The 21,828-nt window shown below is 57.9% G+C and carries 21 protein-coding genes and 3 pseudogenes; 16 read left to right on the forward strand and 8 right to left on the reverse strand.

Annotated elements, in window-relative coordinates:
- Positions 1-40: 40 nt before the first annotated feature.
- Both AC07O1_RS21125 and ptrR read right to left on the reverse strand, forming a co-directional pair.
- The gene (locus AC07O1_RS21125; RefSeq protein WP_494994657.1) at positions 41-166 is read right to left on the reverse strand and encodes a PA1414 family protein; all 126 of its coding nucleotides are present in this window, start codon (positions 164-166) and stop codon (positions 41-43) included.
- 139 nt (positions 167-305) lie between these two features.
- Positions 306-1,199, reverse strand: a complete 894-nt coding sequence (ptrR, locus tag AC07O1_RS21130; RefSeq protein ID WP_494994656.1) for a putrescine utilization regulator PtrR — start codon at positions 1,197-1,199, stop codon at positions 306-308.
- A 103-nt stretch (positions 1,200-1,302) separates the two neighbouring features.
- On the opposite strand from ptrR, the gene AC07O1_RS21135 reads away from it, so the two are divergent.
- Positions 1,303-2,481 (forward strand): MFS transporter, encoded by a 1,179-nt coding sequence (locus tag AC07O1_RS21135; protein ID WP_495089998.1) that lies wholly within the window; start codon positions 1,303-1,305, stop codon positions 2,479-2,481.
- Here the strand turns inward: AC07O1_RS21135 and AC07O1_RS21140 are convergent.
- The 3 genes from AC07O1_RS21140 to AC07O1_RS21150 all read right to left on the reverse strand — a co-directional run bounded on the left by AC07O1_RS21140 (position 2,429) and on the right by AC07O1_RS21150 (position 6,250).
- Positions 2,429-3,358, reverse strand: coding sequence for a DMT family transporter (locus AC07O1_RS21140; protein WP_494994654.1), 930 nt, complete (start codon positions 3,356-3,358; stop codon positions 2,429-2,431). The two genes, AC07O1_RS21135 and AC07O1_RS21140, sit on opposite strands and share 53 nt — an antisense overlap.
- Positions 3,359-3,522: 164 nt before the next feature.
- Complete coding sequence (locus AC07O1_RS21145; RefSeq protein WP_495011659.1) at positions 3,523-4,974, reverse strand: NCS1 family nucleobase:cation symporter-1; 1,452 nt, start codon at positions 4,972-4,974, stop codon at positions 3,523-3,525.
- 439 nt (positions 4,975-5,413) lie between these two features.
- On the reverse strand, positions 5,414-6,250 hold the full coding sequence (locus tag AC07O1_RS21150; protein WP_494994652.1) for a CvfB family protein: 837 nt from the start codon (positions 6,248-6,250) through the stop codon (positions 5,414-5,416).
- Between the two features lie 350 nt (positions 6,251-6,600).
- On the opposite strand from AC07O1_RS21150, the gene AC07O1_RS21155 reads away from it, so the two are divergent.
- The 8 genes and pseudogenes from AC07O1_RS21155 (at position 6,601) to AC07O1_RS21190 (ending at position 12,463) form a co-directional block, all read left to right on the forward strand.
- On the forward strand, positions 6,601-6,789 hold the full coding sequence (locus AC07O1_RS21155) for a PFL_1563 family small protein (RefSeq protein ID WP_030131898.1): 189 nt from the start codon (positions 6,601-6,603) through the stop codon (positions 6,787-6,789).
- A 213-nt stretch (positions 6,790-7,002) separates the two neighbouring features.
- Positions 7,003-7,872, forward strand: a complete 870-nt coding sequence (locus AC07O1_RS21160) for a DUF6279 family lipoprotein (protein WP_495089999.1) — start codon at positions 7,003-7,005, stop codon at positions 7,870-7,872.
- Positions 7,873-8,022: 150 nt separating this feature from the next.
- Positions 8,023-8,775, forward strand: coding sequence for a DUF899 domain-containing protein (locus tag AC07O1_RS21165; protein ID WP_495090000.1), 753 nt, complete (start codon positions 8,023-8,025; stop codon positions 8,773-8,775).
- A 188-nt stretch (positions 8,776-8,963) separates the two neighbouring features.
- A complete protein-coding gene (locus AC07O1_RS21170; RefSeq protein ID WP_495090001.1) occupies positions 8,964-9,434 on the forward strand; it encodes an AraC family transcriptional regulator in 471 nt (156 codons plus the stop codon).
- A gap of 290 nt (positions 9,435-9,724) precedes the next feature.
- The gene (locus AC07O1_RS21175; protein WP_495090060.1) at positions 9,725-10,672 is read left to right on the forward strand and encodes an AraC family transcriptional regulator; all 948 of its coding nucleotides are present in this window, start codon (positions 9,725-9,727) and stop codon (positions 10,670-10,672) included.
- Positions 10,673-10,831: 159 nt separating this feature from the next.
- Positions 10,832-11,404, forward strand: coding sequence for a hypothetical protein (locus AC07O1_RS21180; RefSeq protein ID WP_495090002.1), 573 nt, complete (start codon positions 10,832-10,834; stop codon positions 11,402-11,404).
- Positions 11,405-11,570: 166 nt separating this feature from the next.
- Positions 11,571-12,119: a DUF4136 domain-containing protein gene (locus AC07O1_RS21185; protein WP_494994646.1), complete on the forward strand. Its 549-nt coding sequence runs from the start codon at positions 11,571-11,573 to the stop codon at positions 12,117-12,119.
- A gap of 88 nt (positions 12,120-12,207) precedes the next feature.
- Positions 12,208-12,463: pseudogene (locus tag AC07O1_RS21190) on the forward strand (hypothetical protein).
- Positions 12,464-12,616: 153 nt separating this feature from the next.
- Here AC07O1_RS21190 and AC07O1_RS21195 read toward each other — a convergent pair.
- Entirely contained in the window at positions 12,617-13,963 is a 1,347-nt protein-coding gene (locus AC07O1_RS21195) for a DEAD/DEAH box helicase (protein ID WP_495011649.1), read from the reverse strand.
- A gap of 193 nt (positions 13,964-14,156) precedes the next feature.
- On the opposite strand from AC07O1_RS21195, the gene AC07O1_RS21200 reads away from it, so the two are divergent.
- Positions 14,157-15,455 carry a mechanosensitive ion channel family protein gene (locus AC07O1_RS21200; RefSeq protein WP_495090003.1) on the forward strand — a complete coding sequence of 433 codons (1,299 nt, stop codon included), beginning with the start codon at positions 14,157-14,159 and terminating at the stop codon, positions 15,453-15,455.
- A 109-nt stretch (positions 15,456-15,564) separates the two neighbouring features.
- On the opposite strand, the pseudogene AC07O1_RS21205 reads toward AC07O1_RS21200, so the two are convergent.
- Positions 15,565-15,742 (reverse strand): annotated as a pseudogene (locus tag AC07O1_RS21205) (cytochrome b/b6 domain-containing protein); the annotation flags it as partial.
- A gap of 168 nt (positions 15,743-15,910) precedes the next feature.
- On the opposite strand from AC07O1_RS21205, the gene AC07O1_RS21210 reads away from it, so the two are divergent.
- Positions 15,911-16,528 (forward strand): class I SAM-dependent methyltransferase, encoded by a 618-nt coding sequence (locus tag AC07O1_RS21210; RefSeq protein WP_495090061.1) that lies wholly within the window; start codon positions 15,911-15,913, stop codon positions 16,526-16,528.
- Between the two features lie 6 nt (positions 16,529-16,534).
- Here the strand turns inward: AC07O1_RS21210 and AC07O1_RS21215 are convergent.
- Positions 16,535-16,690: pseudogene (locus AC07O1_RS21215) on the reverse strand (methyl-accepting chemotaxis protein); the annotation flags it as partial.
- A 268-nt stretch (positions 16,691-16,958) separates the two neighbouring features.
- Between AC07O1_RS21215 and AC07O1_RS21220 the strand changes: the two are divergent.
- The 5 genes from AC07O1_RS21220 (at position 16,959) to AC07O1_RS21240 (ending at position 21,827) form a co-directional block, all read left to right on the forward strand.
- Positions 16,959-17,903 carry a chromate resistance protein ChrB domain-containing protein gene (locus AC07O1_RS21220; protein ID WP_495090004.1) on the forward strand — a complete coding sequence of 315 codons (945 nt, stop codon included), beginning with the start codon at positions 16,959-16,961 and terminating at the stop codon, positions 17,901-17,903.
- Complete coding sequence (gene chrA / locus AC07O1_RS21225; RefSeq protein ID WP_495090005.1) at positions 17,896-19,254, forward strand: chromate efflux transporter; 1,359 nt, start codon at positions 17,896-17,898, stop codon at positions 19,252-19,254. The genes AC07O1_RS21220 and chrA overlap by 8 nt, the downstream gene beginning before the upstream one ends.
- An 84-nt stretch (positions 19,255-19,338) precedes the next feature.
- Positions 19,339-19,791, forward strand: coding sequence for a chromate resistance protein ChrB domain-containing protein (locus AC07O1_RS21230; RefSeq protein ID WP_495090006.1), 453 nt, complete (start codon positions 19,339-19,341; stop codon positions 19,789-19,791).
- Positions 19,792-19,924: 133 nt separating this feature from the next.
- The gene (locus AC07O1_RS21235; RefSeq protein WP_495090007.1) at positions 19,925-20,965 is read left to right on the forward strand and encodes a YncE family protein; all 1,041 of its coding nucleotides are present in this window, start codon (positions 19,925-19,927) and stop codon (positions 20,963-20,965) included.
- Between the two features lie 304 nt (positions 20,966-21,269).
- Entirely contained in the window at positions 21,270-21,827 is a 558-nt protein-coding gene (locus AC07O1_RS21240) for a sigma-70 family RNA polymerase sigma factor (RefSeq protein ID WP_495090008.1), read from the forward strand.
- Position 21,828 lies beyond the last annotated feature (1 nt).

Genomic DNA, 21,828 nt, shown 5'->3' on the forward strand with positions numbered 1-21,828 from the left:
GTTCCTGCGCAGTGCGCAGGATGGCTCAGCCATCGATCATTTACCTGCGCTGCTGGCGCCGACGCTGCTCGTCGTCAGTGCGCACTGGCACGGGTTGCAGAGGCGGTTCAATCAGGCCGAGAGCAACACCGAGGTCGTGGAGCCAGTTTTGTAGTTTCTCTTTCATGGTGCCCCCTTCAGGGTAGTGCTGAGCGACCGGGATTCTGTAGCCGCTTCATACAGATAATAGTCCGAAGTCCTACGCAATGCTCGCCCGGTATGACAATGAACTGTTACAGAATTAGTTCGAATGTGCTGGGAAACACTCAGGCGCTGGCCCGGGTTTCCAGCGCCTGAACCGGTCTGGCCGCCTGTTGCAGCTCAATCCAGGCATTGAGGTTGGCGCCAACCATGCCCTTGCGCCACATCAGCCAGGTGGTGGCACTGGCGAACGGCTCGGCCAGCGGGTGCACCGCCACGCTTTCTCGCCCTGGCAGGCTGGCAAGCATCGATTCCGACATCAACGCCACACCGGAACCGGCAATCACACAGGCCAGCATCCCCTGATACGACTCGATCTCCATCGCCCGGCCCATGGCCGCGTGATCATTGGCAAACCACGCCTCCAGACGCATCCGGTAAGAACAGCCCTGACGAAAGGTAAACACCGAACGCCCTTGCACATCCAGGGCACTGCGTACCGGCGGATGATCAGCCTCGCTGATCAGCACCAGTTTCTCCTCGCACAGCGGTACACCGTCGAGCCCGGCCAGCTCCAGCGGGCCGTCCACCAGTGCCGCATCGAGCCGACCGGCAAGCAAGCCCTCCAGCAGCTCACCGCTGGGAGCGGATTGCACCTGCAGGTTCACCGCCGGGTAGGTGCGGTGATAACGCGCCAGCAACGCTGGAAGATGAATCGCAGCCGTGCTGTACATGGTGCCCAGCACGAAGTCACCGGCCGGTTGACCACCCTGCACCGCCGCATGGGCTTCGTCGTGCAAGGCAAACAGCCGCGCGGTGTAGTCCAGCAAGACTTTACCCGCAGGTGAAAGCTGCAAGCGCTGACGCTCACGCAAAAACAGTTCGACGCCCAGTTGCTCCTCCAACTGCTTGAGCCGGGTCGACAGATTGGACGGCACCCGATGCAGCCGATCGGCCGCCCGGGTAATGGAACCTTCCTCTGCAACAGCCTGGAAGATGCGTAATTGGCTGAACTCCACACCTTTCTCCAAAAATGAACAAGTTACTCACTATTATTCATTTTTAAAGAAAGTCAATCAGTCTTAGCCTGACGGTCATTGCTCCTTTGCAGGAATCCAGACCATGTCACCTCTGATTCGCTTACTGGCCAGTTTTATCGCCCTGATGATGGCCATGGGAATTGGCCGCTTCGCCCTGACCCCGCAGTTGCCGCACTTGATCAGCGAAGGTCAGATCGATCTGACCGCCGCCGGGCTTATCGCTGCGGCCAACTACCTTGGTTACTTCATCGGCGCAGTGGACGCGATGTTCGCCCGCCGCCCTGAGCAGGTTCGTCGCCGTTTGCTCGGCGGTCTGTGGTTATGCGTACTGCTGACACTGGCTTCGTTCTGGGCCACGGGTTTCTGGTCGCATCTGCTGCTGCGCTTCGGCACCGGCGTGGCCAGCGCCTGGGTGCTGGTGATGATTACTGCGCTGAGTCAGCCGCTGGCCGTCGCAGCCGGGCGTCCACGACTCGGGGCATTGGTATTTGCCGGACCAGGGTTGGGGATTTTTCTTACGGGATTGTTGGCACTGGGCTCGAACCTGATGGGGCAAAGTTCGGCCACGCTGTGGCTGGTGTATGCCGGTGTAGCGTTGCTGATGCTGCTGGTGATTCTGCCGATCCTGCCGCAACCGGCAGCCAGCATGACCGCGGCGCCCACAACCGTGGCCTCGGGCAACGCCGCAATTCCCCGGCTGGGTTTGATCTACGCCTTATACGGTCTGGGCTACATCATTCCCGCGACGTTCCTTTCGCAAATGGCCAGCGCGCACTTTCACGGGCAATGGCAGGCCGACCTGTTCTGGCCGTGCTTCGGCCTGGCCGCGGCCATTGGCGTGGTGTTGGTCAGTTTGCGTCGATACAACCCGAATACCACCCGGCATTGGTTGATTGCGACCTTATGGCTGCAAGCCGCCGGGGTGTTCGCTTGCCTGCTGGGCAACGGTCTTGGGCTGGCATTGGGTGTGATCCTGTGCGGCACGCCGTTTTTGGCCTGCATGCAACTGGTGATGCAACGCTCACGGGAACTGGCCCCCCACAACACCCAACGCAACGCCGGGCTACTGACGGCCTGTTTCGCCGTGGGTCAGCTCAGCGGGCCGTTGCTGGCAGCGCTGAGCAGCCATTTCAGTGGAGGATTGCAACCAGGGTTAATGATTGCCGGTACCGGGTTGCTGCTGGGGGGTGGGCTATTGTTGCGCCCGGTCATTGCCCGAGAGCTTTGCGCAAACGACGCCGCATCCACTGTTCTGCGCTGACAAAGGTGATGCCGAGCAACACCAGCACGGCACCGACCACGAAGTTGAAACTCAGTGGCTCACCCAGCAGCACCACGCCGAACGTGACGCCGAACAACGGCGTCATGAAGGAGAACACCGCCAGATTCGCCGCCAGGTAGCGACGCAACAGCCAGAACCAGGTCAGGTAACTGAAGAACGACACCACCAGGCCCTGGAACAGCACACTGGCCACAGCCACCGTGGTCAGGCTGACATGGCTGATCTGCCCGCTCAGGGCGGCAATCACCAGCAGACCGACGAAGCCTACGATCAGTTGGTAAAACAGCGTCAGGGTCGCCGGGGCCTCTGACAAACGTGAAGCACGCACCACTACTGTGGTCGCGCCCCAAGCCGCCCCGGCCAATACACCCATCGCGTCCCCCAACAGCATCCGTTTATCAAGGTTGTCCAACGACAAACCGCCGGCAAACGCGAATCCAATGCCGACAAACGCAAGGAGAATCCCCAGCCATTGCAACCGCCGCAGTCGCTCACTCGGCAACAGCCAGTGCACACCCAACGCGGTGAAGATGGGGGCGGTGTAGAGGAACACCGACATATGCGCCGCGGTAGTCAGCTTCAGGCCTTCGGCAATGAACAGAAACTCGAGGCCAAACAGGCTGCCAGCGAGCAGACCGCCCCGCCAGGTGCTGCCGACCTGTTCCCAACCGCCTTTCCAGAAGATCAGCAATGCGACCAATACCGCGGAGATTCCAGAGCGTCCGGCCGCTTGCATGACCGGTGCGATGTCCGCTGCCGCCCATTTGATCATCACCTGCTGCACGCCCCAGATCAGGCACAGACCCAGCATCACTTGCAGGGCAAAACCATCGGCGCTGCGCCGTGTGGCGATCACCGCAAAACCTCGAAGACAAACAAAAACATGGCAGTTACTCGACAGAAACAACAAAACCCCGGAGCGAGTCCGGGGCGAAGAATTATGTGCTGTCGATTATAGGGGCCTGTTGACGTTTAGTGACCAACCGCATTGCTGTGCCAACTTGCGCGAAGCAAGGCGCCTCAGCGAGAAACCGCTGTGGCCTGTGCTGCCCGCAGCGGTGCCTGCTCGCGCCGCGCCAGGACATAGAACAGCAAGCCGCCGAGCAAGCAGCCCGTGAACCAGGCGAAATTAGCCATCGGCAGCAAGACCGGGGTAAAGGTGATGGCAATGCCCGCGACGGTGGCCGGCACCAGTGCCTTGACGGCGGTCCAGTTCACCCCGCCGTTGTAGTAATAACGTCCGTTGGGACTGTCATCGAACAACGCGTCGACCTCGATCTGCTGTTTTTTGATCAGGTAGTAATCCACCAGCAAAATCCCGAACAACGGCCCGATGAACGCCGCCAGCACATCCAGGGTGTAGTGGATCACTTGCGGATTGTTGAACAGGTTCCACGGCGTGATGAAGATCGAGGCCACGGCAGCAATCATGCCGCCGACCCGCCAACTGATCTTGCTCGGTGCGATGTTGGCGAAATCGAAGGCTGGCGAGACGAAGTTAGCGACGATGTTGATGCCAACGGTCGCGGTGACAAAGGCAAAAGCGCCCAGCAAAACTGCCACGTTATTGTCGATTCGCGCCACGGTGGCGATCGGGTCGTGGAGCATCTCGCCGAACACTGGCAGGGTCCCGGACACAATCACCACGGTCACCAGGGAGAACGCCAGGAAATTCACCGGCAGGCCCCAGAAATTGCCGCGCCGCACGTCCCGCATACTGCGGCAGTAGCGGCTGAAATCGCCGAAGTTCAGGGTTGGCCCGGAGAAATACGACACCACCAGCGCCGTCGCCACGATCACCTGGCCGAAAGCTTGCCAGCCGGACAGCGACTTTTCCGCCAGGGTGAAGCTGATGTTGCTCCAGCCGGCCTTCCAGACAATCCAGCCGGCCAGCATGAACATGACGCCGTAGACCACCGGCCCGGCCCAGTCGATAAAACGCCGGATCGACTCCATACCGGTCCAGAACACCAGCGCCTGAACGAACCACAGACTCAGGAATCCGAACCATCCAAGGTAGGACAACCCGGCAAAATGCGGCTCAGCAAAAGCCGCCATCGCGGGGAAAAACCGCAGCACCACAATGATCAGTGCGCTGGAGGCCAGGTAGGTCTGAATCCCGTACCAGGCCACCGCGATCAAGCCGCGAATCACCGCCGGAATATTCGCCCCGAACACACCAAAGGCCAAGCGACAAATCACCGGATATGGCACCGCTGCCTGCTGGCTCGGTCTGGCCACCAGATTGGCAATCAGTTGCACGATGCAGATCCCGACCAGCAAGGCGATCAATACCTGCCAGCTGGCCAGCCCCAGGGCAAACAGGCTGGCGGCGAACACATAGCCGCCGACGCTGTGCACATCGCTCATCCAGAAGGCAAAGATGTTGTACCAGTTCCATTTCTGCGGCAGCGGCCCCAGGTCCTGGTTATACAGGCGGGGGCTATAGCCGTTGGGTAGTTGCTCGGTCATCGCGTGACTCCTCGAAAGTACAGGCTCAGCCCTCGCGATTGACCTTTCAATCACACTGCGTACGGGAGCTGGCACAGTTTGTATACGAGTCAGTACGCAGAATGCGTGCCATACCGTTAAAACCTGTGGCTTATATGGCTGCAAGGCAGGTGTTTAAACGGCGAACCGGCAATTGATTCAGGGGATCGACAGCAAACACTTCGCCGGCTAAATGCCCATAGACAGTGCGCAAGCGCCTGTTAACAGTGCATGAAAGGCTTGAGATGGGGGAAGGGAGATAGGCAGTAGAACTGTATACAACAGACAAGGGAAAGTATTGAGCGCTTCGGGTAAGCACCCGTTAAGCCGATAGCAGGACACAAGACCTGTGGCGAGAGGGGCAGCCCCCTCGCCACAGGTTATGCACAGTCCATGGGAGCGGGCTTACCGGCCCTCGGGATCAGCTCAGCTCGATACGGTCGGCATGAATCACGATCTGTCCGTTCTTGTAGAGCGCACCAATGGCCTTTTTGAAGTTGCCCTTGCTCACGCCAAACAAGCCACTGATCACCGCCGGGTCGCTCTTGTCGCTGACCGGCAAGGTACCGTTGTTTTCGCGCAGCTTGGCAAGGATCTTCGAGTTCAGACTGCTGGACGCTTCTTCACCCACCGGCTGCAGGCTCAGGCTGATCTTGCCGTCAGCGCGGATTTCTTTGATGAAGCCTTTCTCCTCCTTGCCGGCGCGCATGAACTTGAACACTTCGTTCTTGTGGATCAGGCCCCAGTGCTTGTTATTGATAATGGCTTTGAAACCCATATCGGTTGCTTCGGCCACCAGCAAATTAACTTCCTGACCGACCTGGTAGTTAGCCGGGGTTTTGTCCAGGTAGCGGTCAAGGCGCGCGGTGGCGGTAATACGGCGGGTGTGTTTGTCGAGGTAGACATGCACCACGCAATATTCGCCGGCCGTCATCTGGCGTTTTTCTTCGGAATACGGCAGCAGCAGGTCTTTGGGCAGACCCCAATCGAGGAAAACCCCGATACTGTTCACTTCAACGACTTTCAGACTGGCAAAATCGCCGACCTGAACTTTCGGCTTTTCAGTAGTTGCGATGAGTTTGTCATCGCTGTCCAGATAAATAAAAACGTTGAGCCAGTCTTCATCTTCACTGGGAATATCTTTGGGAATATAACGATTGGGCAACAGAATTTCACCGTCCGCCCCACCGTCCAGATACAAACCAAAGTTAGTGTGTTTAACCACTTGCAAGCTGTTGTAGCGCCCGACTAAAGCCATTTCCAATACCCTCATTGCGTGGGCGGCATTCTACCCGAGTTTGCCGGTACAGTTCTGCGACCAGCCGGATGGCAGATGAAAAACCTCCGCGGGCCTTGATTTTCCTGGCCTTGGGGGCAAATGCGGGCCCGCTCGTCAGACCAATCGAGTGGCTTTCCCCTGACGCGAGGATGTCCACCGCTGATAATTTCCACCAAGGTTTTTAGTTAAAACAGCAGCTTAGCCGCTTATTGCGAAAATCAACTTATGCTTCATCGACCTGTGCGCCTGGTCATTTCAGGGGATATTTACCAAGCAATTGTCAAGTATTTCCTGTACGATGCCTGGCCAAGTTAATTTTCTACAGGTTAATGGCCGCCATGCGTGTAAAAGCATCCAACAGCAAAGCAAAGCCAGCTCCAGCCGTTGAAACCAGCGAATCGATCAACGACCAGATTGCTGCTTTCCTGAAATCCGGCGGCGAAATCCAGCAAATTGCCAAAGGCGTCAGCGGCCAGACTTTCGGCCCGTCCAAGCAAATTACCCTTGGCAAAAAGTAATACCCCCGTGTCACCCCCTGGTCCCTAAGCGCTTTGAGCCTCGAAGCGCTAGGACTAGAGCCCTCCCCGCAACACCCCGCCAGTTAATCAATCTTGCAGAAATCGACGAACAGACCTCTCTGCCGAGGATTCGCCGGAATGCTTGCGCACCTCCAGGTTGGGCGCTTCAATCAATTGCGTGGCTCCTGCTCCACACTTCGCAAGGATTGGCCCATGTCGCACCGGTTGAAACACTTCACCTTGTTGCTGATGTTGAGCCTTGTGCTGTCCGGCTGTAATCGCGTGAGCATGACCTACCGCAACCTCGACGTGATCATTCCCTGGACGCTCAGCGATTATCTGGACATGAACACCGAGCAAAAAAGCTGGTTCAACGAGCAGCTCAAGGAACATCTCGATTGGCATTGCCGCACGCAACTGCCCGGTTACCTCGACTGGCTGGTTCGCCTGCAACACATGGTCGAAACCGATCAGATCACCGACGCCGCCCTGCAAGCCCGAATCCAGGAAGCCAGGCAGGCCATCGCACAAACCGCCCGGGAAATCACCCCCTCGGCCATCGAGTTGCTTCGAGGCCTTGACGATCAACAGGTCGAAGAAATGGACCTGGCATTTGCCAAAGACCTGCGCAAACGTCAGAACCTCTACCTCAAACCCTCCCTGGAACAACAGATCAAACAACGTAGCGAACGGATGGATAAACGCCTGAATGACTGGTTTGGCCCCCTCACTCCGAGTCAGGAACAACGCGTGGTTGCCTGGTCGAACTCATTGCGCGATCAGAACCAGCAAAGGGTCGCCAACCGCGCCCATTGGCAGGCGCAATTCAGTGCAGCCGTGGAGCAGCGTCGGAGCAGCGACTTCCCACAACGCATCGAGCAACTTCTGGTTAATCCCGAGAGTTTATGGACTCCCGCCTATCGACAGGCCTACAGCCAGGCGGAACAAGCGGCCCGCAGCCTGCTGGTGGACCTGATGGCCCAAAGCACACCGGATCAACGCCAGCATCTAGTGACGAAGATCAATGGTCTGCGCAGTAGTTTCAGCACGTTGAAGTGTTTGAAGGCTGGGCGGCAGGGGTAAATCAGGGAGACGTTCGGCCAGGGATTCAACCTGTTGAGTATTGAGCGGCAAAACCGCTGGGCGCCTTGTCGATTTCAGCCTCGGCCAAACGACTAGGCTGTGTAAATAACCTCGCGGCAAAGCGCTGCAACCATCGCAGGAGGAAAGATCATGAACACTTGGCAACAGCCACAGCCCAAGGTCGTGTCCCGCGAAGAGTGGATCGCGGCACGCAAAGAGCATTTGCTTCACGAAAAAGCCTTCACCCGGGAACGGGACAAACTCAGTGCCGAACGCCGCGCACTGCCTTGGGTGAAAATCGACAAACCCTACAGCTTCGAAGGTCCCGACGGACGGCTAAGCCTGGCTGACCTGTTCGGCGGTCGCAGCCAACTGATCGTCTATCACTTCATGTTCGCGGCAGGCTGGAAAGAAGGCTGCCGGGGCTGCTCGTTCGTGTCCGATCACATCGACGGCGCCAACCAGCATCTTGCCCACCATGATGTGGCGCTGGCGGTGGTTTCCCACGCCCCCCTGGCCGAATTCCAGCCGTTCAAGAAGCGCATGGGCTGGAAGTTCAACTGGGTGTCATCAGCCGGCAGCGACTTCAACGCGGACTTCAAAGTGACCATCAGCGGTGAAGAACTCGCGGCCGGCACCGCCGTCTACAACTACGAAAAAAGCACCAGCACCGCAGGCGAAATGCCCGGACTCAGCGTGTTCTATCGCAACGACGCAGGCGAGATCTTCCACACCTACTCCACCTATGCACGCGGGCTGGACCTGCTGATCGGCGCCTACAACTTCCTCGACCTGACGCCAAAAGGACGTAACGAAGACGAAATCATGGAGTGGGTCCGCCACCATGATCGCTACGAAGACGAACCGGCAGTCAAGGGGGCGTCAAGCTGTTGTTCCGAGTGAGGCCGATGAATTGAGTGTTCAGCCACAAAGGGCTGTGTTGACGACTCAATCGCCATCGCGGGTCAGCCTCGCTCCTACGGGGTACGCGATCATCGCAGGAGCGAGGCTGGCCCGCGAAGAGGCCCGAGGGCTAAACACAAAAAATCTGCATGAGCTGCGCCCTGACGACTCAGCAAAGGAAAACAATAATGAACGTCACCCTCGAAGAACTGCCACCTGCTCGCGTAGCTTACATGCGCTACACAGGCCCCTACGGCCCGGGCATCGGCACGTTCTGGCGCGAAACCGTCGCCCCGTGGATGATCGAAAACAACCTGCTGCATCGAGTGCGCTACGGCATCGGCTACGACAACCCGAAAACCACCCCACCCCACCGTTGCCGTTACGACGCATGCGTCGAAGTCCCTGACACCTTCAACGCCACCTACCCCACCGCCGTCACCACCCTGCCCGGCGGCCTCTACGCTGTTGCCCACTTCAAAGGTTCCGGGAAGGATATCGCCGCCGCCTGGGGCAAACTCTGTAGCACCTGGATGCCCGGCAGCGGCCTGCAATACGACACTCGGCCCTGTTTTGAGCGCTACCCGGTAGATGCGACCTATGATGAGAACGCCGACATGCTGGAGCTCGAAATGTGCATAGCGGTAAAAGCACGCTGATCGACAAACTTCCGAAGGAGCTGGATAGCGCAGCGGCAAAGGCTGACAGCTGATGAAGCATCATCGTTATGAGGACGAACCGGCGATCAGGGGTTCATCAAGCTGCTGTTGCGAATGAAGCCAATAGGTCCTGCGTTGTCAGTTCAATAGCCATCGCGGGCAAGCCTCGCTCCTACAGTGACCGCGTACCCTTGCAGGAGCGAGGCTTGCCCGCGAAGACGGCCTCACCGTCAACACAAATACTTGAGCGCCCCAACCCCACATCCACCACCGATGTAAACTTCCCCACCATGACTCGCGCCTACCACAGCCTCTGCGAATACACGCGTCGAATGAACCGGGTGCTGGAGCATATCGACCGGCATCTGGACCAACCGCTGGAGCTGGCCGATCTGGCGCAAATCGCACACTTCTCGCCTTGGCACTTTCATCGGCTTTTCACCGCGTGGGTCGGCGAAACCCTCGGCGATTACCTGCGCCGACGCCGACTGGCCTGCGCTGCTCAGCAACTGGCCAACAGACCCGACGCCTCAATTCTGGAGATCGCCCTGGAAGTCGGCTTCAGCTCCGGCGAAGCCTTTTCCCGTGCCTTCAAGCAACACTTCTCAGTCACCCCGAGCACCTGGCGCACCACCGAACCCGGGCGCTGGGATCAGCGTCTGGCCGGCATCCGCGAACGACGCCAGCAGCAATTGAGCAATCCTGATCAGGCACAGGCCACAAACTTGGCCGATCCTGACGCCTTCACTCACATGAAGGACCAGATGATGAACGTCACCCTCAGAGAGCTACCCCCCGCGCGCGTAGCCTACATGCGCTACACCGGCCCCTACGGCCCGGGCATCGGCACGTTCTGGCGCGAAGCCGTTGCCCCGTGGATGATCGAAAACAACCTGCTGCAACGGGTACGCTACGGTATCGGCCACGACGACCCGTTCACCACGCCCCCCGAAAAGTGCCGCTACGACGCCTGCGTTGAAGTCCCGGACAGCTTCGGCGCCAGCGAAGACGCCGCCGTCACCACCCTGCCAGGCGGCCTCTACGCCATCGCCCAATTCAAAGGCAAAGGCCCGGACATCGCGGACGCCTGGACCGAACTCTGCCGTGACTGGATGCCCAAAAGCGGGATGCAGTTCGATGCCCGGCCGTGCTTTGAACGGTATCCGGTGGATGCCCAATACGATGAGAAAACCGGTGTACTGGAATGTGAGATTTGCATACCGGTGAAAGCGCTCTAAACAGCGCCCACCCCTTAGATCGTGGGTGTTGAACTGAGCAAGCGATCCCGGACAGGTGACCGGACCCGAACTTGCAGATGCAAATATGAATATGTATCATTTAGTTTCAATTTTAGGGCGCAGGGAGTGCATGACCCAAATAAAAACAAGGTCAAGGCAATGCTTAAAATGCTACTCGTCTACGGTCATCTGCTCGCCACTTGTATTGCCCTGGGCCGGGTGTTACTGGCCGATCACAAGCTTTGGAGTTGGCGCAAGGAAGTTCTGGATCAAGGGCGGCGTGAGTATCTGGAGGAAACTCAAAAGATTGCCACCCTCGCGTTGCTGGCCCTTTGGGGAAGCGGCCTGCTGTTGGTGCTCCAGGGTTACCACGATGACGGGGTCGCGTATCTGCTCAATCAGAAGCTCTGGGCCAAGGTGAGCATCGTCGCGCTGCTTAGCCTGAACGGCGCATTGTTGCATCGAGTCGGTTTCCCACTGTTGCAAAAGGCTCCCTTCGTCCTGTTAGACAGCTGCGCCCGTATCCGCCTTGCTCTATTGGGGGCGTTCTCCATGAGCGGCTGGCTATTCGCCGCTTTCCTGGGCGTAGCTCGAGCGTGGAATCATGTGTTGCCTTATCTGTATCTGATGGGTGCTTTCGCTGTGTTCTCGTTACTGGCTTGTGCCGTGGCGTTTGCAATAGCCAGTACAGCGGGCGCTGCGGGCGAGAAGGAACCCTCGGTGTCAGGATAGTTATCGCCTGATCGAATCTGTCAGAACTGTGTCTAGTCCTTAAACAGGTGTAAACCTTATTCAGGACGAGACAACGCTGTTCAAAAGGCCCTGACGGCGTATCCTTTTAGTTAGAGCGGATCGTTTTTTGAAACTGCCCATGCTCTAACGTAACTGGAGAACCATCATGTTCCGCCATGTCGGTTTACTTTCACTGGCCATTTTGCTCAGCGCCTGCCAGACCAACCGCATCAGCCAAGACTACGACGCGAGCCGCGATTTTACTGCCTTCCGCAGCTGGACATGGGAAGAGCCTGCCCTGCAATACCGCCCGGACGACCCCCGAATCAAGAGCGACCTGACCGAGCAGCGTATCCGCCAGGCCGTCAGCGAGCAGTTGGACCAGCGCGGGCTGCGCCCGGCCCAGGGCAGCAGCAAGGGTGACCTCAAAATACAAACCTATTTGATTGTGGAGAATCGTCAGCAACAGTACACCGCCACCAACTACGGTATGTGGGGCAATCGTTGGGCGGCCCCGATGTACTACGAAACTCGCAGCTACGACTACAAAGTGGCAACCATCCAGGTCGACATGCTCGATGGCCGGGACGGCAAACTGGTCTGGCGTGGCAGCGCCGAACAGGTCATGAACAATTACTCGCCCGGCCCAAGCGAAAGCAATATGGCGATTCAGCAAACCGTGGCCAAGGTCCTGTCCAACTACCCGCCTAAATAACCTTCGCAGCACTTCGCCAGTCGCGATAAAGGCGACTGGCTATCATTCTGCCCAAGCCTTGCCTGCAACCCCTCTTTAACGCCTGAGGATGACCCTCGCTGCCACCTTGATCTACGCCCTGCCCACCTGGGCCTGTACTCAGGAGAGGCGACGGCCAAATGCGAGCAACCGGCCAAGGAGGTGACCAGGATCATCGAGCAGAACCCGGCCAAAGACAAAGAGATCAACGTTGAGCTACAAAAGATGGATTTGGGCATCCGAGCAAAGATTTGCCGGACAAATGCCAACTGATCGACAAACGCCTGAAGGAACTGGATAGCGCAATGGCAAAGGCTGACAGCTGATACGCAAAAAACCAGGCGCAAAAGATCGCAGGCTGCGCCAGCTCCTACAAAAGCGATTGCGTCTAACCGTAGGAGCTGGCGAAGGCTGCGATCTTTTTGAAAAAAAAACCCGGACAATCAATGTCCGGGCTTTTTATTTTTCGCTACGGCGCGTTATTCCGCGGCCGGTGCTTCTGGCTTGCGGCGCTTGAGCGGTGCCATGCCGTCCTTGCTGACCAGCGACAGGGCGTCGGTTTTCGGTCGGTTGGCGATCTTGCGCTTGGTGGGTGCCTTGGCGCCGGTTTTCTTCTTCTCGCCTTTGGCGTCGGTCTTTTTCTTCTTCACGCCAACGGCTTTACCCGAAGCCTTGACCTTTTTCGGTCCGCCGTAGGTGCCTTTGACTTCCTTGATGGTACGGCGCTCGAAGCTCTGCTTCAGGTAGCGCTCGATACTCGACATCAGGTTCCAGTCGCCGTGGCAGATCAGCGAAATGGCCAGGCCATCATTGCCGGCGCGACCGGTACGACCGATACGGTGAACGTATTCGTCGCCGCTGCGCGGCATGTCGAAGTTGATCACCATGTCCAGACCGTCGACGTCCAGGCCGCGAGCGGCGACGTCGGTGGCCACAAGAATTTTCACGCCGCCCTGCTTCAGACGGTCGATCGCCAGTTTGCGGTCTTTCTGGTCCTTTTCGCCGTGTAACACGAAGGCTTTGTATTCCTGTGCCACCAGTCGGCCATAGATACGGTCGGCCATGGCGCGGGTGTTGGTGAAGATGATCGCCTTCTGATACGTCTCGTTGGCCAGCAGCCAATTGACGATCTGTTCTTTGTGCTGGTTGTGGTCAGCGGTGATGATTTGTTGACGAGTGGTGTCGTTCAACTGGCTGACGGCATTGAGCTGCAAGTGCTCAGGGTTGTTCAGCACCTTGGCGATCATCTCGCGCAGGCCCGAACCGCCGGTGGTGGCGGAGAACAGCATGGTCTGCTGACGGTTGGTGCATTCGTCGACCAGACGCTGTACGTCTTCGGCAAAGCCCATGTCGAGCATGCGGTCAGCTTCGTCGAGCACCAGCACTTCGACTTCTTTCAAGTCGAGGTTGCCGGCGTTCAGCTGCTCGATCATCCGGCCCGGGGTGCCGATCAGGATGTCCGGCACCTTGCGCAACATGGCAGCCTGGACCTTGAAGTCTTCGCCGCCAGTGATCAGGCCGGATTTGATGAACGTGAACTGCGAAAAGCGTTCAACTTCCTTGATGGTCTGCTGGGCCAGCTCGCGGGTCGGCAGCAGGATCAGGGTTTTGATGCTGACGCGGACTTTGGCCGGGCCGATCAAACGGTTGAGGATTGGCAAAACGAATGCAGCGGTTTTGCCGCTACCGGTTTGAGCCGTCACCCGCAGGTCACGCCCTTGGAGCGCGAGCGGGATAGCCGCTGCCTGCACAGGCGTTGGCTCGACAAATTTAAGCTCGGCCACGGCTTTGAGCAGGCGTTCGTGCAGGGCGAATTCGGAAAACACGGGTGCTACCTCGAAGAAATACAAAAAAACAGCTGCATAGGGTAACGGTTTCGAGCGCCAAGGCCGAGTTTCTTTGTTCAAACGGCAGCAAACAGATGCTTTTTTGTTAGCGACTTTGTCCCGGAACGTAACTTTGGTGGTCTTAAATGCTCTAATCGACCCCTTTGGTCCTACACAAGAATCGTTTTGGCATATGGATATCAAACAGCTCTGGCTCAACGCCCAAGACCTTTGGGGGGCTCTCGATCAGCATCCACTCCTGCACTCCGGCCTGGCGCTGGCGTTGCTGTTAGTGATCGCGTTAGGCCTCGGACGAGTGGCACGCTATCTCATTTTGCATGCAGTCAAATTGCTCGGTCGACAACCGGCGTTGCATTGGCTCAACGATTTGCGGCACAACAAAGTCTTTCATCGCCTGGCGCAGATGACGCCGTCGCTGGTGATCCAGTTCGGCCTGAACCTGGTGCCGGAGTTGAGCAAGGCCAGCCAGCATTTCCTCGGCAACGTGGCGCTGGCCTTCACCATACTGTTCCAGTTGTTGGTCTTGAGCGCCCTGCTCAACGCCTTGCTGGATATCTACGCACGCACCGATCACGCCAAGACCCGTTCGATAAAGGGCTACGTGCAATTGGCAAAGATGGTGCTGTTTGTCTGTGGCGCGATCATCATTATCGCGACGCTGATCGACCGCTCGCCGCTGCTCCTGTTATCCGGTCTGGGTGCAATGTCGGCGGTGATTTTGTTGGTCTACAAGGACACCTTGTTGTCGTTCGTCGCAGGCGTACAGCTGACCAGCAACGACATGCTGCGGGTCGGCGACTGGATCGAAATGCCGCAAGTCGGCGCCGACGGCGACGTAGTGGACATCACCCTGCATACCGTCAAAGTGCAGAATTTTGATAAAACCATCGTCTCGATTCCGACCTGGCGTTTGATGTCCGAGTCGTTCAAGAACTGGCGCGGCATGCAGCAGTCCGGCGGTCGGCGGATCAAGCGCAGCCTGTTCATCGACGCCAGTGGCGTGCGCTTTCTGCATGATGAGGAAGAACAGAAACTGACCCGGATCCGCTTGCTGACCGACTACATCGTCCGTAAACAGGCGGAGCTCAAAAGCTGGAACGAAGCCCAGGGCAATGTCGCGGCGATGTCGGCTAACCGTCGGCGCATGACCAACATTGGGACCTTCCGCGCTTATGCATTGGCTTATCTGAAGAGTCATCCGCAGATTCAACCCGGCATGACCTGCATGGTCCGGCAGATGCAAACCACCGCCCAAGGCGTTCCGCTGGAGATTTACTGCTTCACCCGCACCACCGTCTGGGCCGATTACGAGCGAATCCAGGGTGATATCTTCGATTACCTGTTGGCGGTTTTGCCGGAATTTGGTTTGAGCGTGTATCAGCAACCGAGCGGCAATGATTTGCGCGCCGGGTTGTTACCGGCGGTGTTGGGGGCGGGCTACATCCCCGAATCTGAAAAGCGTTCGATGTAATAACGCTGCCCTTGCAGGAGCAAGGCTTGCCCGCGATGAACGATGACGTGGTGTATCTGACAGTCCCACCTTCGAGCAATGACGATAAAGGTCGCGATGACCACGTAAACCTCAACGCCGCCCATAGGTCATGCACCACACCTTTGGTGTGATACCGGGAAAAAGCGACGGAACAGACGGCCACTGGCAACATTGATGATCAAATAGACGAGGCCGTTGAAAACCAGCAACCACATTGCAGCGAAATGCCACTGCAGTGCCCCGCCCAGCCAACCGCCCAGAGTGATGCCGGATTACCTGGCCAAAGCTGACGCCTTGACTGGATTGCACAACCGGTGCTGCATATACGGGGAATTTGAAAGCGCGATCAACAAGGCACAACGTGAGCAGTACCAACCGTGGAGAGCAGGCGCGTGACCCTCTCTATTTCGCAAAAACAGCCCAGAGAAACAACTATGCAATCCAAGGATCACTGGGAAAACGTCTACACGACCAAAGCCGCCGATGAGGTTAGTTGGTTTCAAGAGCATGCCGCACTCTCACTCAAGTTGATTCGAGAGGCGGGTGTACCGCTTAAGGCTTCGATCATTGATGTTGGCGGCGGCGCATCAACGCTGGTTGATGATCTCTTGGCTAACGGCTATGAAAACGTCACGGTGCTTGACCTTTCCGGGGCAGCGCTTGCCACTGCAAAAACCAGGCTCGGCGTCCAGGCTTCGAAGGTACAGTGGCTAGAAGCCAATATCATCGAAACCAGGCTTGATTCGAACGCCTACGATGTGTGGCATGACCGGGCCGTATTTCATTTTTTAACCACGGCACAAGAGCGACATGCATATGTCCAGGTGGTGCTTGGGGCGGTTAAACCTGGCGGTCTGGTCATCGTGGCAACCTTCGCAGAAGATGGGCCAAGCAAATGCAGCGGCTTGCCGGTAATGCGTTACGATGCCGATGAGCTTCATGCCGAATTTGGTGAGCCGTTTGTCATGCTTGGGCATGAAAAAGAGTCTCACCATACACCAGGGGGCCATGAGCAGAAGTTCGTTTACTGTTTTTGCCGCAAGGTAATCTGAGAGGCCTTGCTGAGTACGATGTGCCAGCCTGCGAACTTCATCAGCAACCACTGCAAAGCAGCGTCCCGCCTCCCCTGCCCTTGCTGCCTCAATGGCGGCATTCAATGCCAAGAGATTCGTTTGCTCGGAAATACTGCAAATGACTGCCAGAATCTGTCCGATATCCGCTTCGCGTAACGCCTCGGTAGTCAGTTCGAGCATCCGCTTGTCTTGCCGCAGGCAAGAGCCTGATCCCTGTTGGCATGAGTGTCGAAGTCTTGACTCTGCACTTATCCCATCAATTCCATAAAAGCACCTGAACCACACGCAGCTCTCGACACCATCACGACTGACACAATCCAATCGCCGTGATAACGAGCATTAAGGGCTTTTCAATCGTGCGGCACAAGAATAATGTAGAGAAACAAACTATTTTTGAATGTGTCTCTACATGAAAAATTGGCTCACTTTGATCCTTGGCCTACCGACCGCAAACGCCACCGAGCGTATGCGCGCCTGGCGTGCCCTGAAAGCTTGCGGAGCTGCGGTGTTACGCGATGGTGCCTATCTGTTGCCGGACACCAGCGCCTGTCGTGAAGCGCTGGCCTCTGTCGAGCGCGATATCCTGGCCATCAATGGCACCGCTTACGTCCTGCCTGTCGTCGACCCCAATGGCGAACGCTTCGTAGAGTTGTTCGACCGCAGTGATGAGTACAGCAAGCTAGGCGCTGAGATCGAAGCCTGCCGGGCACAGCTCAATACCGAGAATGCACTGGCGTCCACCAAGCAGATTCGCAAGCTACGCAAAGCCTACGAACAACTGACCACTATTGATTACTTTCCTGGCAAGCCGAAGCAGCAGACCGACTCGGCGTTGCAGGAGCTTGAGAGCGCTGTCAGCAGAGCGTTGTCTGCAGACGAACCCCACAGCCGCGACCAGCCAATAGTGCCGCTGAGTCCAGGTGACTTTCAGGGACGCATATGGGCAACTCGTCAGCGGCCCTGGGTCGACCGACTGGCTTGCGCCTGGCTGATTCGACGCTTCATTGACCCACACGCTCGGATCCTCTGGCTGAATAGCCCACAAGACTGCCCAGCCGATGCGCTGGGTTTCGACTTCGATGACGCAACTTTCAGTCATGTCGGCAACCGTGTGACCTTTGAAACCCTGCAAGCCAGTTTTGAAATCCAGGAGCCCGGTCTGGGGCGCATTGCTGCCCTGGTGCACTACCTCGATGTTGGGGGGATCCAGCCAGTGGAGGCTGCCGGCATCGAACGGGTGCTGGCAGGGCTACGCGAAACCATTCCCCATGACGACCATCTGCTGGCGGCTGCCAGCGCCATCTTCGACGGCCTGCTCGCAGCGTTTGTCAATGAGGAACAACCCAATGAGTAAGGTTTCCCCATCAGTCGTTGAAGAGGATCTGCCAAGACCTGAGGCGGTCAGTTTGCGTGAGGCATTCTGGTTCTGGCTCAAGCTCGGTTTCATCAGTTTCGGCGGGCCCGCGGGACAGATCTCGATCATGCACCAGGAATTGGTCGAGCGGCGGCGCTGGATATCGGAACGGCGATTTCTGCATGCCCTCAACTACTGCATGTTGCTCCCTGGGCCAGAGGCTCAACAGCTGGCAACCTACATCGGTTGGCTGATGCATCGAAGCTGGGGTGGAGTGATCGCCGGGGGGCTGTTTGTACTGCCCTCGCTGTTCATCCTGATCGCGTTGTCCTGGATGTACATCGCCTTCGGCGACGTACCGGTGGTGGCCGGACTCTTCTATGGCATCAAGCCCGCTGTAACGGCCATCGTGGTGCAGGCGGCGCATCGAATCGGCTCGCGCGCACTGAAGAACAATTGGCTGTGGGCCATAGCGGCGGCGTCGTTCGCGGCAATATTTGCATTTGATGTGCCCTTTCCGCTGATCGTGCTGAGTGCGGCGTTGCTTGGCTACCTGGGTGGCCGTTTTGCTCCCGAGAAATTCAGGATCGGAGGCCATGGCACAGCCAAAAAATCCTATGGCCCGGCCTTGATCGATGACGACACTCCATCCCCCGACCATGCCCGATTCAGCTGGTCAAAACTGGCGCTGCTGGCACTCGTCGGCGCAGCGCTGTGGGCGCTGCCGATGGGGATCCTGACCACGCTGTTTGGCTGGGAGGGTACCTTGACCCAGATGGGTTGGTTCTTTACCAAGGCCGCGTTGCTGACCTTTGGTGGCGCCTATGCAGTGCTTCCTTATGTTTACCAGGGCGCAGTCGGTCACTATGGCTGGCTGACCCCGACACAGATGATCGATGGCCTGGCGCTGGGGGAAACCACGCCGGGGCCGCTGATCATGGTGGTGGCTTTCGTCGGTTTTGTCGGCGCCTATGTCTCGCAGGTGTTCGGTGCCGATCAGGTATTTCTGGCCGGTGCCCTCGCGGCCTCGCTGGTGACCTGGTTCACCTTCCTGCCTTCGTTCCTGTTCATTCTCGCCGGCGGCCCGCTGGTGGAGGCGACTCACAACGAACTCAAGTTCACCGCGCCGCTTACCGGGATTACTGCGGCGGTAGTGGGGGTGATTCTCAATCTGGCGGTGTTCTTCGGCTATCACGTGCTGTGGCCCAAAGGGTTCAGCGGCCCCCTCGACTGGCCCTCTGCGCTAATCGCGATTGCCGCCGCGATTGCCTTGTTTCGCTTCAAGCGTGGCGTGATTCAGGTACTGATGGCCTGTGCGCTCATTGGTTTGGCAGTGCATCTGCTGCGTTAGCGAGCGTGGGGTGATCAACAGTTCTCTGGCGGGCATCGGGCCCGCCAGATCACCCAGCCTACCGAGTTAGGCAGGAGGTGTTCCATGAGGTGGATTACTCGCGAACGACCCAAGATCGACCGTATTGCCTGTCCCTGGCTGATCACCCGTTTCATCGACCCCGAGGCCGAGTTTTTGTACGTGCCCAGCAGGGAGGTTCTGCAGATTGCCGCTGAGAAAGACGCAACGCCTTACGATATTCCGGGTGTTGAGCTTTCCCACGAAGGAGAGCTATGCAGCTTCGATGCGTTCCTGAAGAAGTATCAGCTCAGTGATCCCGCCTTGCAGCATTTGGCCAGAATCGTGCGCGGCGCAGATACCTCCCGCCTGGACCTGACGCCGCAGTCGGCCGGGCTGTACGCGATTTCACTGGGGCTATCGCAGCGCTATGCCGATGACCACGAAATGCTGGCACAGGGTTTGATCATGTATGACGCGCTGTATGCCTGGTGCAAGGAGTGTCAGGGCGAGTCGCATAACTGGCCTCCACAGATGTGAAGAGGCTTGTTCACACTGCAGCCCAGAGCTGGGCCAGGCTCATGATCAGCGGAACACTGAACGTTCTAATCCTGCATGACTGGGACAAAGGCAGGGCGATTGAACCCGCCCTGCCCGAGCAGAAGAGGGTCTCATGAACATACGGCACAATCGACGTTTCGCTCTGCCAGTCCTCGCCGCCCTGTTGACTGCGCTAGCCGTTATGGACTTCGCAAGCCTTCGTTACTGTCAGGCGGCAGACGAGCCGCCGACTAGCGACTTGCCACTGAGGCACGTCACCGACATTCCATTGCCCGGTGGCGCCACTCGGCTCGACTACGAGAGCTACGATCCAGAGCGCAAGCTGTTGTTCATCGCACATCTTGGTGACGGCGAAGTTATCGCCTTTGACATGCGTGAGTCCCGCGTCGTTGGGCGCATTGCGAACGTCTCGTCGGTACACGGTGTGCTCGCTATTGCTGAGTTGTCGCGCGTCTATGCGTCGGCGACAGGCACCAACGAAATCGTTGCGATTGACGAAGCGACCCTGGCTGTTGTCAGTCGCATACCGGGCGGCATCTATCCCGACGGCATGGCTTATGCGCCCGACGTTCACAAGCTTTACGTATCGAACGAAAACGGCGAGACCGAAACGGTGATCGACGTACGCACCAACATGCGTATTGCGACGATTCCGTTGGGAGGTGAAGTCGGCAACACACAATATGACGCGGTATCACGACACATCTTCGTCAATATCCAGACACGTCGGCAACTTATCGAGATCAATCCCGCGACCGACCAAATTGTGGCGCGCATTGATCTGCCGGGGGCGCGCGGCAACCATGGTTTGTGGATCGATCCGCGTGACCGACTTGCCTTTATCGCGTGCCAAGGTAACGACAAGCTCCTTGTACTGGACATGCACACAATGCGGGTTATCCAGGAGTTCGATACGGGGGGAACCCCTGATGTGCTTGCGTTCGATCCTGTGCTGAGCACACTTTATGTGGCCGCAGAGGCCGGTATTGTGTCGATGTTCCACGTCAAGGACACAGTCGTCACGAAAGTCGGCCATGGCAGCGTGGGCCCGCATGCGCACGTCGTTGCCGTCGATGCCGCGACGCACCGTTCGTATTTTCCGCTCAAGGATATCGACGGGCACCCGGTACTACGGATTATGGAGCCCCGGTAGCACATTCATGCAGCTGTCGACTCGTGAACCTGGCGAATCCATCCGGCTCGCCACCGAACCTATGGACATGCGTTCCGGCACCGACACCGCGCTGGCGCGGGTATCTCACTTTACTGGTTGTATACCGATTTTCGAGTAACTGTCCAAGGGCCTTGAGCTACAGTTGTACTGTCTCCTCTCCAGGGGTTTCAAGTCGTTCGCTTTGGCCAACGGCTTTGGGCCAGGCCTTGTCGAGGCCATGGCTGCTCACTCCGATAGTCGAGCACGACTGACTCTTGAGACATCCTTGAGGACAACCCGTGCGATGCATCAAGACGATTCACATCTGGCGTCGTTGATGGCTGCGGCCCAGCTTGGCGATCAGGCAAAATACACGCGACTACTGCGCGAGGTTACCCCGATCCTGCGTCGGCTGGCCCGCCAGGGATGGCCGATGGGCAGACCCGCCGATATTGAGGACGTAGTCCAGGACACGCTGCTGACGCTTCATTTGATCCGCCATACCTATGATCCGACTCGCCCTTTCATGCCGTGGCTGCTGGCGATCCTGCGGCGGCGCCTCGTGGACGGCGTGAGGCGCCGCTCGCGGACAGACCGCAAAGAACTCGTGGTTGACGCGCTCGACGTAACCTTTGCGGTCGAGCCGACGAATGATACTTACGAACCCCCGGTGGACACGGAAACGCTGGGAAAGGCTATCGCCTCGCTTCCTCAAGGCCAGCGGCAGGCGATCGAACTGCTCAAGCAGCGGGAAATGTCGCTCAAGGAGGCGTCGGCAGCGACCGGGATGAGCATTGCAGCGCTCAAGGTGGCCACTCATCGGGCGTTGAAAAGACTTCACGACCTGCTGCTGATGAAGTGAC

The sequence above is a fragment of the Pseudomonas sp. GW821-FHT07G10 genome, from assembly GCF_059418545.1.